The 16,440-nt window shown below is 42.6% G+C and carries 9 protein-coding genes; 4 read left to right on the forward strand and 5 right to left on the reverse strand.

Going from position 1 to position 16,440, the window contains the following annotated elements:
- Positions 1-4 precede the first annotated feature (4 nt).
- The 3 genes from DP114_RS33620 to DP114_RS33630 form a co-directional block, all read right to left on the reverse strand.
- The gene (locus DP114_RS33620) at positions 5-2,248 is read right to left on the reverse strand and encodes a WD40 repeat domain-containing protein (RefSeq protein ID WP_169264108.1); all 2,244 of its coding nucleotides are present in this window, start codon (positions 2,246-2,248) and stop codon (positions 5-7) included.
- Between the two features lie 111 nt (positions 2,249-2,359).
- Positions 2,360-5,047, reverse strand: coding sequence for an ABC transporter ATP-binding protein/permease (locus tag DP114_RS33625; protein WP_169264109.1), 2,688 nt, complete (start codon positions 5,045-5,047; stop codon positions 2,360-2,362).
- A 399-nt stretch (positions 5,048-5,446) separates the two neighbouring features.
- Positions 5,447-7,345, reverse strand: a complete 1,899-nt coding sequence (locus DP114_RS33630) for a serine/threonine protein kinase (RefSeq protein WP_172195416.1) — start codon at positions 7,343-7,345, stop codon at positions 5,447-5,449.
- 186 nt (positions 7,346-7,531) lie between these two features.
- Here DP114_RS33630 and DP114_RS33635 point away from each other — a divergent pair, with 186 nt between their 5' ends.
- Together DP114_RS33635 and DP114_RS33640 are read left to right on the forward strand one after the other, a co-directional pair.
- The gene (locus DP114_RS33635) at positions 7,532-8,797 is read left to right on the forward strand and encodes a Pvc16 family protein (protein WP_169264111.1); all 1,266 of its coding nucleotides are present in this window, start codon (positions 7,532-7,534) and stop codon (positions 8,795-8,797) included.
- Positions 8,798-9,347: 550 nt separating this feature from the next.
- The gene (locus DP114_RS33640; RefSeq protein WP_169264112.1) at positions 9,348-10,343 is read left to right on the forward strand and encodes an FHA domain-containing protein; all 996 of its coding nucleotides are present in this window, start codon (positions 9,348-9,350) and stop codon (positions 10,341-10,343) included.
- 234 nt (positions 10,344-10,577) lie between these two features.
- On the opposite strand, the gene DP114_RS33645 is transcribed toward DP114_RS33640, so the two are convergent.
- Positions 10,578-10,751, reverse strand: a complete 174-nt coding sequence (locus DP114_RS33645; protein WP_169264113.1) for a hypothetical protein — start codon at positions 10,749-10,751, stop codon at positions 10,578-10,580.
- A 228-nt stretch (positions 10,752-10,979) separates the two neighbouring features.
- On the opposite strand from DP114_RS33645, the gene DP114_RS33650 reads away from it, so the two are divergent.
- Both DP114_RS33650 and DP114_RS33655 read left to right on the forward strand, forming a co-directional pair.
- Complete coding sequence (locus DP114_RS33650) at positions 10,980-11,126, forward strand: hypothetical protein (RefSeq protein WP_169264114.1); 147 nt, start codon at positions 10,980-10,982, stop codon at positions 11,124-11,126.
- A 17-nt stretch (positions 11,127-11,143) separates the two neighbouring features.
- Positions 11,144-13,123 (forward strand): ATP-binding protein, encoded by a 1,980-nt coding sequence (locus DP114_RS33655; RefSeq protein ID WP_169264115.1) that lies wholly within the window; start codon positions 11,144-11,146, stop codon positions 13,121-13,123.
- A gap of 430 nt (positions 13,124-13,553) precedes the next feature.
- On the opposite strand, the gene DP114_RS33660 is transcribed toward DP114_RS33655, so the two are convergent.
- On the reverse strand, positions 13,554-16,220 hold the full coding sequence (locus DP114_RS33660; protein ID WP_171978406.1) for an eCIS core domain-containing protein: 2,667 nt from the start codon (positions 16,218-16,220) through the stop codon (positions 13,554-13,556).
- Positions 16,221-16,440: the final 220 nt, after the last annotated feature.

The raw sequence follows: 16,440 nt of genomic DNA on the forward strand, positions 1-16,440 counted from the left end.
TCCGTTACTTGATCGAGTGTAATTTTACTTGGGAATCTACACTGCCACTGACGACGATTTGGTCTTTTAGATTTAAGTCAATAGCTGAAATTCCAAGGGAATTTTGGTTGAAATTTGGGTAAATTTTATTACCTTTTGAGAATTTTTTGTCCAGCATTCCTTTTGGGGTTAAGTACCAAAGCATGATGCGTCCGTCATCTCCAGCACTCACCAGTTTGCCGCCATCCTGATTGAAGTTTACAAATGCGATACTGCGTACCACACCGCCACTACGTGTATCCCACCTATCAAGTTGCTGAGCACAATTTTTCTGAATCTGTTGTTTTGAAGCAACGTTAGTCAAGCATTGCCTTAAATCCCATATTCCAATGAATCCAAAAGAATCAGACGTTGCTAAGATATTGGGGGAATCTGGAGCAAAGGCTATGCTGTGAATATACTTGTTCTCAGGGGTGTCTTGACCATCACGTGCTTTTTGTTCTAAAACACGTGGATATTTGGTGTTCCAATTGGAAATTATAAAGAAACTTCTATGGCTACCAGCAGCCACTAATGTTTTTTCATCAGGGCTAAGAGCTAAAGCTTGTATTTGGTAACTTTGATTAAATTGTTTTTCTAGGTCAATAATGAGTTTATAGTTGGAAGCGAAATCCCCATTCGGAGACGGCCTTTCCCACAATAATATCTTGCCACTGCCATCCCCGCTCAGGAGCGAACGGGAGTCTTTAGTAAAGAGGAGGTCAAAAACTTGACCAAATTTCATGTTTACGCCAGCCGGTTTCAGTTTTTGTTTTGGCTTTGTACGTAATTGTTTTTGCTCTGTAGGTAAATCCCACAGTTGAATTTCCCCATTTTCCAAACCTGCTGCCACACGGTTGCTATCTTGTGGCATGAAGCGCAAGGAATACACCGGAACATTAGTCACTCCCAACAAACCCGTAGGATTTTGAGATTTGCCACAGGCAACAGGCGCTTTTTCAGGTACACGTCCTTGTGGCTTTAAGATATTTGAGTCAAGCTTCCAACTCCGAAGCGTGCAATCTTGTGAACCACTGACAATTCGGGTAAGATCGCCATTAAAACGAACTGCCCGGACGTTGTCAGTATGTGTAACTATAGGAGGAAGTCTTTGCAGTAACGCTAATAGTGCTGCTAGTAGTGCTAAAATTGCAAGTTGCAACCACAGAGGAATTATCGGCAAAACCTGCAACTCAAGAATTTGGGTAGCAGGATCTGTACTACCTAAACTAGGGTTAGACAATATAGATTTGGCTTCAAAAAGTAGAGTTTTTCCCCATCCTATCCAAGGTCGTTTTGTTGTCACCTTTAAGAGAACTGGAGTTGTTTCTCCTATATTAAGCTCGGCGTTTTCAGGTATCACTTGGAAATGACATTTTTGGTAGTTTCTACCCTGAACCTCCACATTGACATATTGTTGTAAATTACTAGCATTTTTGAAGAGCAGTTTAAACGTGGTTGATTTAGACTTCCAGTTAGGTAACCATCTACGCGAGCTAGGAATAATTTGTTTTTGGGGATCTACACTAAACTCTACAAAACCTATTGGTAAAACTTCCAGAATGCCTTGAGCTTTTGCCGATATATTATCCCGGCTCGTGGCTTCTACTGTATATATATAGTCCTGACTGAGGATTTTATTGGCTGATGGAGGTTGGCATTGGAAAGTTGTTTCTGCTTGACCTAATGGATCTACCATCACCCGTCGTTGTAAGGGTTTAACTATCCAAGATGGATCAAGATCGAGAAAATTGAGAACAACGTCAATTGGTGTTTGACCTAAGTTTCGTACCCGCACTGGTACATCAACAGAATTTTGAGGGTAAACTTGAACGCGTACCACAGGTAATTCCACCCTTAAAAGTGTAGGTCTGTCACCTTGCTCGATTTTTAAACGCACGACCACTCTGGTTTCTGTGCGTAATTGAGGCGAGTAAATTCTGACTGTGAGGTTGACTGTCCCCACAAATCCAGGTATGGGAGTGTCTTGAATAAGGATACGGAATGGAGTTGTACTACCGGGAGGTTGTGCTGAAGCGACTTCTGGTGATAACATGTACCAACGGTATCCTGGAGTATTGGTAGATCCAGCTGCAAGAATTTCTAGTTGAAAATCAGCAAACTGATTGCTGTCATTGTTAACAATAACATCAAACCAAGCTGGTTCGCCACCTGGTTGAAAGGTTACGCTTTGAGTTGAAACACTGGCACTAATCAAACGATTTTCCATATAGCGATTATTTTATGCTTTAACTGAAGCTGATTGCATAGATGAAACAATTTCCTAAGCTTTTCCACACTGGAAACAGAGAAATATACAAGTTTAGTGTTATATCTTTGACTAAATGATATCCTTGCGCTGTTGCACGCCTAAAAGAATACCGAACATGGCCAGTATCACTAAGCCTAAAATCGTCCAATGCTTGGTGACATTTACCTTAAACATTTCCCCATAATCTTGATAAAATCTATCGATGACTCCTTCTGCTGCTCCAATGGCAGTTTGATATTTTTGCTTCCAATCACTGTATTTATTCTGCCAGCTTTCTATCTCTCGATTGTATTCATTTACCTTCTCCTTATATTCCGATAACTTTTGCGGTTCGCTTGGTGGATTGCCTGGAAATTTTGGCTTCTTTGGTTCTGGTTGATCCACGACAGGATCATATTTGGCTTTCAATCCGGGAAATTTACAACTTTGGAAAAGTTTTGTACCCAAACACTTGCAGCGTTGATTTTTTTCTGTGTCTGTCAATTGTTTGCGCTGGGCTTCTGATAGTTGCCAGCACTCATCCTCAGCAACGTCGCGACCTAGTTCAGTAATGGTGACTAATGCTTCAAAAGACCACTTTGTGAGAGTAATGTGATTAATAAGTTGACCTGGCATACCAAAACTGTTGAGGGGTAGCATTCCACCACCAAAGGTGATTTGGGGAACTAAGAAAATAATTGTTAGCAAGGGTGCCATGTTTTGGTTTGGTGACAAAGCTGATACTAGTAACCCCATCACCATGCCAGCAATTGTGGCAAGTACTAAGGTCACATACATACTCACCAAAGTTTCTGCACCACCAGGAATCTCTACGGCTAGTTTTTTGGTAAGTAAAAAAATCGCTGCTTGATACAAAGCCAGTAGCACCCCAATCCAGACTTTAGAGAGGATATAAGGTATGATTTGCAACCCAATTGCGCGTTCTCGCCGATAAATTTCCACTTCTTTGACAATTTCGCGCATTGTTGCTAAACTTCCCACTAGCACGGCAATTAAAGCTGTCGTAAAGAGCATGGTGATTGCCTGACCTGCATCTCCTTTATCAGGATCGAATAAAGTTCTTTGCCAAGTGATAAAGTCTAGTATTCCTAAAATGGGTGCGATCGCCAGCATCAGTATTAAGCTTGCGCGATCGCGCATCAAAATAGCTAGATTCCTTTGGGATAAGATGAGAAATTGCTGCCAACCAGATATGTTCTTTGTTTGACTGGCTGAGTGTTGCTGCTTTGGTCTTCCTTGCTGTGCGTCACTTTGCGGCTGTGGCAAAATACTTTGACGCTCAACAACGTATTTTTGATATTGAGGTGATTCTTTGTAGCGCCTTTGCCACTCTTCTGGTGACAGTTCGTCCTCGACTTTGTCGTAAATTTCATCAAACTCCTGCACTCCAAAGTATTGGATTGCTTCTTGTGGTGATCCAAAGTAGGCAACTCGACCTCCTTTAGCTAAGAAAACTACGAGGTCGCACAATGTGACATTTTTAGTTGCGTGAGTGATGAGTAAAATGGTGCGACCTTGGTCAGCCAATTTACGCAAAAGCCGCATAATTTGAGCTTCGGTTCCCGGATCTAGACCGGAAGTTGCTTCATCTAAAAAGAAGAGGCTGGGCTTAGTAAGAAGTTCCACACCTATAGAGACTCGTTTGCGTTGACCACCACTGAGACTTTTTACGGGAACATTTTGTCGGTGGGTCAACTCCAGATCGTCGAGGACTTCATTCAGGCGCTGTTGTCGTTCTGCATCAGTCGTATCAGCTGGCATTCTCAAACGGGCAGCAAAGTCAAGGGCTTGACGGACTGTTAATTCCTTGTGAATGATGTCATCTTGAGGAACATAGCCGAGTTGAGTCCGGTAAGCATTGAAATTTTTGTATAAATCTGTATTATTAACCAATACGGAGCCACTTGTGGCAGGGCGGAAGCCATTAAGAGCATCTAACAGAGTTGATTTACCACCACCACTGACTCCTGCAATCACCACAAACTCCCGTGGCATAATTGATAAGGAAATATCATTCAGTAATGTCGTGCCCTTACCCACGACTTTTCTGAGGTTGACAGCATCAAGCCGCAGATTTCCTTGTTCGTCTTCTCGTATAATTTTTTCATCCGTATGTAAGACCATGCGACTCGGTCCTATGCGGATAGTATCTCCCGCTCTCAAAAGACGAGCCTCATGAATTGGCTTACCATTTACAAAAGTGCCGTTAGTCGAACTTAGGTCAGTAATGTAAAGCGAACCATCTTTTCGTTCTATATGGGTGTGGAAACGCGACACTGTAGGATGTTCAATGGCAATATCGTTTTTGCGATCGCGTCCTATGCTAAAAGAAGAGCGTCCTCGTAAATCCAGTACCGTCGTTGGTAACGCTATGGCAGTTGAGTTTGCAGGAGGTTCAAAGACTGTAGCCTCTTGTCTGTTAACAGGCATCTGCGGGGGTAGAACATTGACATCCGTCAAAAAACGCACGTCAAAAGAGCCAATGCGGATAGTGTCTCCATGAGTAAGGGGTATGGGTACTTGGGGGTTGACTCTATCTTGGTTCACCCATGTACCGCAGTAACTGCTGAGGTCTGTAATAAAGTAGCGATCGCCATTCCAATTGAGTTCAGCGTGATACCGAGAGACATTGGCTTCGCTCAAAACGACAGTGTTTTCTTCTTCACGACCTATACCTACAACGTTCTGGTCGAGTAAGAATTCCTTTTGCAATTTATCGTCTTTAATAATTTCGAGTCTTGCACGAGGTACCGACATAGACTTCATTTAGGAACAATTATATGAATATCGTATTTAGATAGGTGTGTCTTTTTGACGCCAAAATTCTTTAGCCAATTGCTAAAATGTAGCCACAAGAATTGCCCAACTTAAAGCTTCCATTTGCTCCAAAAATTCTAATGTATTCAGCCGTCCACCTTTAGTGGCCACAGTTTGGGTCAAGCGTTAACTTACCATATTGCGGCGTTTCTCAGGTGTATACTGAAGCTTTTTGAAGATTATCTCACTTCCTAAGTTTTATAGAATATTAGACTTTCGTCGAATTTTGTCTTTCCCCAATTGAATTTAAGGCTGATACAAAACACTAAAGTAAGTATATCGTCGTTGCTTTTCCTAGTGAATTATACGAAAGTCGGCAAATCTCTAAATTTTTGCCCATTATGCGATGTTTTTTTGAGCTTCTTGATAACGGGGACTCGTCTGGGGAATTTTGCGTGCTTCTTCAATTGCCTCTTTTAACTTATTTTCATTCGCTAATTTCCGTGCGTATTCTATTCGGCAAGAATTTAGGTATTTTTGAGCTTCTGTGTCAAGGTTGAAATCTGCCGGTACGAGTTCTGCTATAGAAATACACTCCTGATAGTTCCCCTGTCGCTGTAAGCTTGGAGTCTTATCGATAACTCTGCGAGATTGTGAAAAAGCGTATGCTATTCCACCCACTACCACAAGCCCAATCCCGATTCCAAGGACTATCGCCAGATTCATGGGAAGTTTGCGAGCTTCTCTGTGCCCTGCATTTTGTTGTATATTTGTTTCCTTAACAGCATTTCTACTGTCTGGGTTTGAGGGAGGTTGCGGCTGAAATAGAGTTGGTTCTCGATTCCGACCAGTGGGTGGTTGTGGCGATTGTTGTTGGAAGAGAGTTTCTTCGCGATTTTGACCGGTGGGTGGTTGTGGCGATTGTTGTTGGAAGAGAGTTTCTTCGCGATTTTGACCGGTGGGTGGTTGTGGCGATTGTTGTTGGAAGAGAGTTTCTTCGCGATTTTGACCAGTGGGTGGTTGTGGCGATTGTTGTTGGAAGAGAGTTTCTTCGCGATTTTGACCGCCTGATGGTTGCTGGGCTGGAGTTTGTCCTTCATCGCCCTCGCCATTTGGCTTGAGAAGTCGAGCAATTGTTTGATTATTTGACTGTTCTGTTTGTGAAGATCGAGCCGCCGTTTCACTATCAAAATCCTCTGCTTCCAAAGGTCGAGGGACTGTTTCTTTATCAGAACCCTTCATTTCCAAAGGTCGAGGGACTGTTTCTTTATCAGAACCCTTCATTTCCAAAGGTCGAGGGACTGTTTCATCATTAGAGCCTTCTTGCTGTCGGGGTTGAGGTATGATCTCGATATGGTGACCTTTAGTCGTAGAGTTAGTGACGGCTTGTAGCGCTCTATTCAATTCTTTTACAGTTGCAAAGCGCTCGTCGGGATTTTTTTGCAAACACCTGATGACCACTGCTTCGAGTTCTGGGGACAACTGTTCGCATCCCGGTTGCGATCGCAGTGATTTAGGCGGTTGGGAGGTGTGAGCGAAGATCCAAGATGCTTCACTTATACTGCGAGATTTAATACTAAAGCCAAAGGGATCTGCTGCACTTAACATTTCATAAAGGATGATGCCCAAGCTGTAAATATCTGCTCGTCCATCTAAATCTCGATCACCTTTCAACTGTTCTGGTGCTGCATACCGAAATGTCCCGAGAAACGTACTTGTCAGATTTGTTTGCTCGGAAGATTCGTTCCTGATTTTTGCAATACCAAAATCTAGAATTTTTACCCACTCTCCAAGTTCTGTTGGGATGATAAATATATTGTCTGGCTTTAGGTCACGATGAACTACCCGGATATGCTCGCTTGTTTTTGCCCCATCCTGCCATAGAGTGACTCCTTCATGAGCCAGTTGCAAACCCAGACAGACTTGGATCATAATTGCTACAGTTCGCTCAACCGTGAGTCGCTTTTCTTTTAGCAATAACTCTCGCAATGTTTTTCCACGCAGATACTCCATCACGTAGAATGGAATATCTCCAGTGACTCCAGCGTCTATAATTTTGACAATATGCTCGTTTGGAAGAGCAGCGCACACTGCAATCTCACGTTCAAAACGCTTCCTCATTTCTTCAGAGGCTACAAAGGTTCCCTTTAGCAGTTTCAATGCTACCTGCTGACCCACACGCATGTCGATCGCTTGGTAAACATCTCCCATCCCGCCCCCTCCCAGGCGCTTCTCCAAGCGATACCGCTTATTATCACCAATTAAGCGACCAATCCATGATGAATCTGAGGAGTTCATTTGGCAGAATCTATCCCATATTGTCTTGAAGATTTTGTTCTAGACACAGTGAATCCTAACACAAAGAAAGTTTGAGTAGTTTAAGGATAGATGGTGATGGTAATCTTATCCTACAAAGGTCTAGATTTTTAGTCAAAATTTTAGCATCAATCTTCATAATTAATTATTTTTCTATGAGGAATGAGTATGAGTCATACACTCTCTTTAGTAGCCGTAACAGCAGTACTGAAAGATTTGTTAGAAAATGGATTGGTCAATGACTCGATCACTGCTAGTATCGGTGATGTTATTGTCACTGCTCTACCACCGGATCGCATTTCAGTAGGAACTGACGAGCGTGCTCAAATCAATTTATTTCTCTATCAAGTAACGCAAAATCGCAATGTTGACTGGATAGCTCAAGAAATACCAGGTAAGCGCCCGCCAACAGTTAAAGAAATACGTTCTGCAAATCCACCCCTTGCCCTTGACTTGCACTACTTATTAACAGCCTACGGAGCCAAAGATTTTCAATCCGAGCTTTTACTGGGGTATGTAATGCAGTTGTTGCATGAGATGCCAGTTTTGACCTCTGATATTATAGAAACAGCATTGAAAAATGCATCGGCAGTCAATACATCGAGTGTTTTGTCTCAAGCGCTCTCTTCTGTATCTATCTCTGATTTGGCTGAAAACATAAGGCAAATCAAAATCAGCCCAGAATTCTTTAGCATGGAAGAGACCTCCAAGCTGTGGTCTGCTTTACAAACAAATTATCGTCCATCAGCTGCCTATCGCGTATCAATGGTAGCGATAAAAAGCCGAAACTCTAATAGATATTCCCATACAATACCGTTATCAAGACCGATTGTAGAGGAAGTCGCAGCCCGAGCAGGGTCAATGCCAGAGATTGTGGCTGGTAGCATCCTACTGATTCGCGGAAAACAGTTGCGTGGCGATCTAACGCGGATACGGCTGAGTGTTGTGGAGTCACTGTTAGAGCCTCAAGATGTGATAGAGACCCAGATTAGCCTATCACTGCCACCAAATCTATATGCTGGCATACATGGTGTCCAAGTGGTACACCTTAAGTTGGGAGCAACGGGTATGCAATACTGTGAAATTGAATCTAACATTGTGCCTTTCGTACTGCATCCAACGATTGCCGCGTCAAAGGCTCATGTTCAAGAGGATGGTAATAAATTATATTCAGGAGAAATCTCTATTCAGTGCCACCCTAAAGTCGGAAAAGCGCAAAGGGTGACTTTACTACTTTATGAGGCTTCAAGTTATGGAGCAGAGTCTTACTCCTTCTGCGCAGCCCCACGCGATGAGGATACAAAGTTGTTAGCAGTTCCTGTCAATAATGTTAGGGCAGGAACTTATTTAGTACAGATACAAGTAGATGGGGCAGAAAGCCCCCTCCAAACCAATCAAGCTGGGCAGTATGATTCGCCACAGATAATTATATGAGCAATCAGTGGTACGACTTCCTACTCCCCACTTCAGAACGAACCGCCTTAAGTTTAGTCTACGCACTTGAAAATAGCTGTAAGTTAGTCGAGTGCTAGCCTAAGCGCGGGTTTTGTTTAGTGATGGTACACCACATTGTAAGGGCGTTCGCAGGCATGGCGTTCCGTGTACGTGAATTTTAATGAGTGACGAGCAGCTATAAAAATTCGACTTATGTCCAATCCCTAACAGTAAGCTTAAGTGAAAAAATAAATATAGCAATAATTCTATTTGAGTTGTGAACAATTCATCTGGGCTGTTGAATGTTAACAGTCAATGGTCAACATGCAACAGTCTTAACTCAATATTCACGAATCCTCCACGGATTGCTATACCCATTACTATGCAACATATATGTCGCGCTTAATAAATTCAGTTACGTAAAGAGAGTTTTAACTAGTCCAGCGCGGTATAAATAACCAAACAGTTGAAAATAGCTTAAAACCCAGTCTATATAGTATTCTTCTCTCCTATCTCCTGACTCCCCGTACTAGTTAATAGAGTAAAAGCTATGAAAGTAAAAATTTTTAATTTGGTAAAAAATGTTCAAGTCAGCTTGCTAGACTTTGATGAAATATTAGCTCATAAAGACAGATGCCTACTAGGCCGTTCTCCCGACTGCGACATAGTTTTGGATAGTCCTGATATCAGTCGAGTACATGGTAATTTTTTTCGGCAGAATGGAGAAATTTATTATACTGACATTGGTAGCAAAAATGGCTCCAAAGTTAACGATAAGATTACAGAATTGAATCAAAATTATCTTTTAAACTCTGGAGATGTTATTGAGGCTGGCGAATTTGTCATTACAATTGCAGAAAGCGTTGAAGTTCCTGAAGATGTCACAATTGTTAAAGCTCTGGATGTAACCGTAATTTCACCTAAGCGCATTAATACGGAAGTCCAACCTGCGGAAAATTCTGGTGCTTTAGTTAAAGTGCCAGCGCCAAATCCTGAAGATAACGATCCAAAATACCAAACCAAGGTATTATTTGTCGCGATTAATCAACGCATCATATCAGAATTGAAAGCAGCAGGAAACTTGACACGGGAGACGTATATTAAAACGGTACGTCAAGCTCGTGAAACAGTCGAGAATAAAAAGCTTATAGATCCAGAGGAACTCGAAAAAGAAGCACAGAAGTACTGGCAATCACTGTCAAAAGGAACTTCAACTCTCGGTAGTCGTTTGGGATCTGCTACTGTTAAGGGAGCTACAAATCTGGGAACTCGTCTGGGATCTGCTGCTAAAGCTGCTTTTAGTGCTGCTTGGAAAGAAATGACTGCTCCTAAATCTAATTTTGAAAAAGAACCCAGTCAGTCTCAGGCAATAAGTCATCCACCAGAAGCAATTATCTCTGAGGAAAATCCCATACAACCTTCTAATCCTGAGTTAAACCAGCCTACTACGGAAACTAATCTACATCCCACTCGTTCTGAAGATACTACTGATCTAAATTTGGAAAATCAGGTGAAAGATAAGCTTCCTGAAGAGTGCTCAAACTGATAACGGTAAAAGTAAAAAGTTAAAAGTCAAAAACCGAGTTTCTTTATTTTTTGTTGAGAAACTCGGTTTTTTCGGTCTTGTTGAGAATAGTGCAATATCTGTAGGACTTACGCAAACAATAGCTAAAACCCTTATTTTCACGTAGGGGCAATTCATGAATTGCCCCTACAGCGTTTACTTTTGCGTAAGTCCTAATCTGTTCTTTGAATGCAGGCTTGTCTCACTAAAAAAATATCAATTGTGTTTGTCTTCCTCGTATGGCTTGGGTTTTTGTCGTTCAAACTGCTGATTAACAGTGTCTCTCACTTTTTGCTCAGCAGCGTTCGTTGCATCATAAGTTACACGATTGATAATACTACTAAACAAGTTTCCAAAGAATCTTGTAATTTCTTGGATAATGTCTTGCATAATTTTATATCCTAAAATTGTCACTTAAATTCTTAACTTTACCGTTCTACAATGAAGGTAGCATGGCTTAAATGTAGGAGACTATTAATCAAAGGTCGAGTCAATTAACAGTTAAACGTTAGCAAATAAGAATGCTTATATTAAACTTCTAAACTTTAGTCAATTTTTACTACCGCTCCTCAAGGATTAGTATTAGGAAATTGATTGCCTTTGCTTGCTGCTTTCAAGATGAATTGCACACCCACTACTCCTTGGTACAAAATTAATGATGACTATCTACACACTTTTGTCTGGAACTTACTTATTACAGATGCACAGATGCAAGTAGATGGAGCAGAAAGCCTCCTCCAAACCAATCAAGATGAGCAGTATTAGTTAATACAATTAATTACATGGGTAATCAGTGGTACGACGCAAACCAACAGTATTTATCTGCATCTATAGCCTTGATAAGGCATTTATTAGAGCAGTACTCCGTGAATTCGCTTAACCCTGCTGATAAATTAAGTAATAATGATAAATATGAGCAAGCTTTACAAAAAGCTGCTGAGGCAATGCCCGCCCCATCGGCGTTAGAAAGAATTTGTCAGATTTTTGATCTCTCAGCCTTTGAACGCGATGTACTTCTATTATGTGCGGCAATGGAGTTGAGTAATGACTTTGCTAGTGTATGTAGTGCAGCTCAACCAGAAGGGCAAAAAGCTTATCCTACGTTAGGTCTAGCCTTAGCGGCTTTACCAAACCCGCATTGGGATGCGATCGCCCCATATGCGCCTTTGCGTCGTTGGCGTTTGATTCAAATAGGAGAAGGTCATGCACTGACTCTGTGTCCGCTACGAATTGACGAAAGAATTTTACACTATTTAGTTGGAATACAATATCTTGACGAACGGTTGTCTGGCATGATAGAGCCGTTGCAATCTAGCAATGATTTAGTGCCGTCACATCAAACTGTGGCAGAGAAAGCAGCAGCCGTTTTGTTGCACACTCCTACCACGGGAGAATTGCCAAGCATCCAATTTTATGGTATAGAATATGCAAATAAACGTGATATTGCAGTCACGGTGTGTGAGATGTTGGGTTTGCAGCTAAACACAATTTCTGCACAGGTGGTTCCGGTGATACCAAATGAATTAGATAATTTTATTCGTTTGTGGAATCGGGAGATACTTTTAAATGCGAGTGCTTTGCTGATAAACTGCGATGAATTAGATACAAGTGACGTGGCTCGTCTGAGGGCGATCGCACATTTAATTGAGCGTTTGAACGGTGTCTTAATGATTACCAGTCGAGAAAGAATGACCGTAAAACAACGCCCAACTGTTAGCTTTGATATTCACAAACCAACCTTAGAGGAGCAAGGTGCAGTGTGGCGAGAGGCACTCAGTGATTTGGTTCCTCAATTAAACGGTTCGGTCAACACTTTGGTGAATCAGTTCAACTTGAACACCGTTAGCATTCAAGCAGCTTGTGCGGAAGTCGCAGGACACTTAAGCCAAAAACCGGAAAACGATATTAATAATATTTTATGGGATGTTTGCCGAATACAAGCACGCCCGCGTTTAGATGAACTCGCCCAGAGAATTGAACCAGCGGCTGGTTGGGAAGACTTAGTGCTACCGCCGTTGCAGAAACAGATATTGCATGAAGTAGCAGCCCATGTACGCCAACGAAGCACTGTATATGAATCGTGGGGATTTGGTGGCAAAAGTGCGCGGGGATTAGGTATTACCGCCCTTTTTGCAGGTGCTAGCGGTACAGGTAAAACTTTAGCGGCGGAAGTTTTAGCAAATGAGTTGCGTCTCGATCTTTATCGTATTGACTTATCTTCAGTCATTAGTAAGTATATTGGTGAGACAGAGAAGAATTTGCGGCAAGTCTTTGATACCGCAGAAGAAGGCGGGGTTATTTTATTATTTGATGAAGCTGATGCGTTATTTGGCAAGCGCAGTGAAGTCAAAGACAGTCGCGATCGCCATGCCAATATTGAAGTCAGTTACCTATTGCAACGCATGGAAGCTTACCCCGGCTTGGCAGTTTTGACAACTAATCTTAAGAGTTCGATAGATACAGCATTTCTCCGCCGGATTCGCTTTGTCCTTCAGTTTCCTTTCCCAGACGCTATTCAACGGGCTGAAATTTGGCGGCGGGTTTTCCCAACGAGTACTCCCACACAAGGGTTAGACGCGATGAAGTTGGCAAAGCTGAATGTTGCAGGGGGTAACATCCGCAATATTGCTCTCAACGCGGCTTTTCTCGCTGCTGATGCTAGAGAATCTGTGCAGATGAAACACTTGCTACGTGCAGCCCAAAGTGAGTATTCCAAATTGGAGAAACCTTTGACTGATGCAGAAGTTGGTAGTTGGACTTGATCTAAAGTTTAGACTATTGTCGATAATGGTGGCAGATTCAAAGACTATATAATACGAAGTTGCGAAACATAATATTTTTATAGTTAAACCTGTAAATAATGGGACGATGCGCCATCTCCCGTAAGCCTCCGACGTTCAAGTCCCTTTTGCTCTCGAATGGATGATTGGGTGATTTTGGCAGCTACGCGATGGAAGTTGCGGAGGGCGATTCGGGCTGTGAATGAGGTGATGTCCGAGGTTGTTGGTGGAGCAGCACCCGGACAAAACCTTTTCCTTTTTTCGCTTTTTTCTTGCTTCTTTTCCTGGTTTTTTCGGTCGCTACACTTGTTTTTTTCGTCCTGTTTTTTTCTTCTTTTTATACCCTTCTCGTGGTCTGCTTTTTGCCTTCTGTCTTCCCTCGCACGCCCTCTTTTTCCTTTCTTTTTTCCTCTTATATTTTATCCGGGTGCCTTAGCATCACCGCTCTTACTTCTTGCTTTGTTGGCTGAAGTCCCGTATTTAGCAGCAGGTAGAATAGGTCCTTGCCATACGCCCCTGGATAGTGGTATGCGAGGTTCTGGGAATTCCACAAGGCTAGTACTTCTTCATAATTGTGTCCCACCGCTAAGCCTCTAGTTTTCAGTTGTTGTGCGCCGAGATTCCCGTGATCCGTTAGCACATGGAGTGATAACGGTCCTTTGTTTTTTTCCCTTTTTCTTCTCTCTATCGCTTCTCGGATCATGTCGTACCTCACACTTTGGATCGCCTGTTCTATTGTCATATCTGTGTAGCTGTTCGCCCAGCCAGAAGGTTGTAACTGCCGATCTTGATATATGCCTGGGTGTTCTAGTCCCGGTGATATCGTTATGATTTTTCCGTCCCCCTTTCCTTGTTCTATTGCTTTTATCGTACCAGTCAGATGCAGACCTATCCTCCATTCGCGTATCCCGTATTCTTTTCCCGCGCTGCCTCCAGCTCCAAAGGTCACTTGAGATAAATAGGTTTTTTTGCTCGCATCCTTTTTGATGCTAAAGGGGACTGCTGTATTATTAAACATGGCTATATCGTAGAAGCCGCTATTAACAGTATTTTTTAAAAATTGACTCACAACTTTGTTCGTTGGTTGCCAATGGTTTTTTGCCACCTTCACATCTTGGTCGCCCATCTGTGGTGCTTTCATTTCTATTTCTATTCTCAACCGGTTTTTTTTATCAAAATATTCATTTTCACCTCTCAACTGCTGTTCTCGTAGCGCTTGGAATTGTAGCGCATTGGGACCTCCCAAACTGTTGATAAAAAAATTTATCTGATGTAACCACTGTTCGAGTGTCAAAAACCGCTCAGGTATTTGATCGCTATAAAGCATGGCTATGTCGCTTATAAAATCAGGTGGCAAGTTAATCTCCTGCAATCCAATCCCCTGCACATCTTCCGTGTGCGTGACATAAGGGATCATGTCCCTCGTATTTCTTACATCACATTCTATTCCTGATAAAAATGTTGTGGGGCAAGACCATGCTCTGAGAAACTTATCGGTACTTTGGCTGCTATTTTCGTTCTGATGGTAGTAAAGGGTGTTGAACTCCCTGCGGTCCATTTTCTCTCCCATCTTGTCGAATGTTGCTCCGTCTCCTCTATGTGCAATTACCTTCAGTTTTTGATCTTCTTCGAGTGCTTTCCATTGTCTTGTGTAGTTGGCCCACCAGTCTTTGACTTCCTGTACGTCTTTTGGGTAGATAACATTAAGCGCTAACCCTATCAATCTGTTTAATTCCACGCCTGTGGGGTGAAGTTCGGGTGGCAACGCTTTCTCCATAGGTATGGATCGAATGTTTGGTGGTTTTTTGGTTTTTATAAATTGGTCGAGTATTTGGGCTGCCCTTATCCCATTGGGATCACGGGGGAATTTCTTCTTAATTAGCCCTGATATCCTATTTACTTTTCTTACATTCTTTTCTTTTAATCTTTCGGATAGTTTTATTCCCTCGAATCCTACCCACAATTCAGGGTTTTCGCTGTACCACAATTCAGGGTTTTCACTGACTTTTTTGTGCAGTTCTGTTTCCGTTATTTCGTCATTTTTTCCCCTTTTCTGGACAAGGGTGTTTGTTGAGTGTGTTCTAAGTTGGATTGATTTATTTAACTGGTCGGACTTGGCATCGGTGTGCACTTTCACACCACTTGTATCTGCCCCAAACGCAGACTCCGCCAAGGTGACGGCGGTTGGGGGTGATTTCTCAGTTACCTGAGATTGCGATCGCTGTACTGCACTCCCATTCTGCTGCGCTACATGAGCCACCTCATGAAAAATCAATTTCTGCCCCTCTCGACTCGCTGGATTATATTCTCCCTTGCCAAAGAATACATCCTGCCTCGTCGTAAACGCTCGCGCCTGTATCGCCCGACTCAACTGGTCAGCTTTAGTATCTGTATGAACTTTCACTCTACTGAAATCAGCCCCCAAAAACTGCTCCATCGGTTTTCTGACATTATCAGCTAGTGGCTGTCCACCACCCCTTGCTTGGTTGATGGCAGTTTCTAAGCCCGCTGTAGCAGTCATTTCACCTTCCGCAGCTTTTAGCTGTAACATTGGCTTCATTTGAAGGTCTTTCTCTTCTTCAGAAATTTCCTCTCGCTGCACATTTTGACCTGCCTGCCCAGATACAGGTGCATTAATCTGTTTGACAATTTGTGCTGCTACTCGGTCTGCCTCCTGTTCGTACTTATCTCCCGGCTCTCCAATCGTAAGTTTCGTTTGAACCGCAAGCTTTGATGGTACATCAGGACGACTTATGGGGATATTGGCAAAGTTGCTACCATTGCTCGATGCGTGTTGGAGTCTCCTATGCAACAAGCCACTCATTTTCGCCTGCAAGACTGTGAGTCGTTCCTGTCCCTCTGGCGTTATAGTGCGATACTTCGCGTGAAGCTTTAATTTCGTCGCCTCAACTTGGTGCTGTTGAAATTCTTGATTCTCTGTTTCCCTTTGCGAGAGAGGCTTATCAGATTGCGGTTGAGCTTGGGCAATAAAAGGGCGCGACTGGAACTGACTTCTTACTGGGTTTGAAGCGAACGAGTCAGCTTTTTTGTGTTTGTGGATGTGCAACCGTTTGTTCATTGCCAACCTCAGAACTTAACTGTGGATGATCTAAACATTATCTCATCCATCATTGCCTGAATCCATTAGACATTAGTCGAATATTTGTTGGCGCTGCTTCTTTGCAATCGCACGCGAATCAAACTTCATGCATGGGCGAACGCAAGACTATTAAGACTGTCGCTACAAGATTAGCGATAAGGGACTTCCAAGGAATAAATTATTCCAAAAAAACTAGCAA

The sequence above is a fragment of the Brasilonema sennae CENA114 genome (assembly GCF_006968745.1).
In the GTDB taxonomy this organism is placed as follows: domain Bacteria; phylum Cyanobacteriota; class Cyanobacteriia; order Cyanobacteriales; family Nostocaceae; genus Brasilonema; species Brasilonema sennae.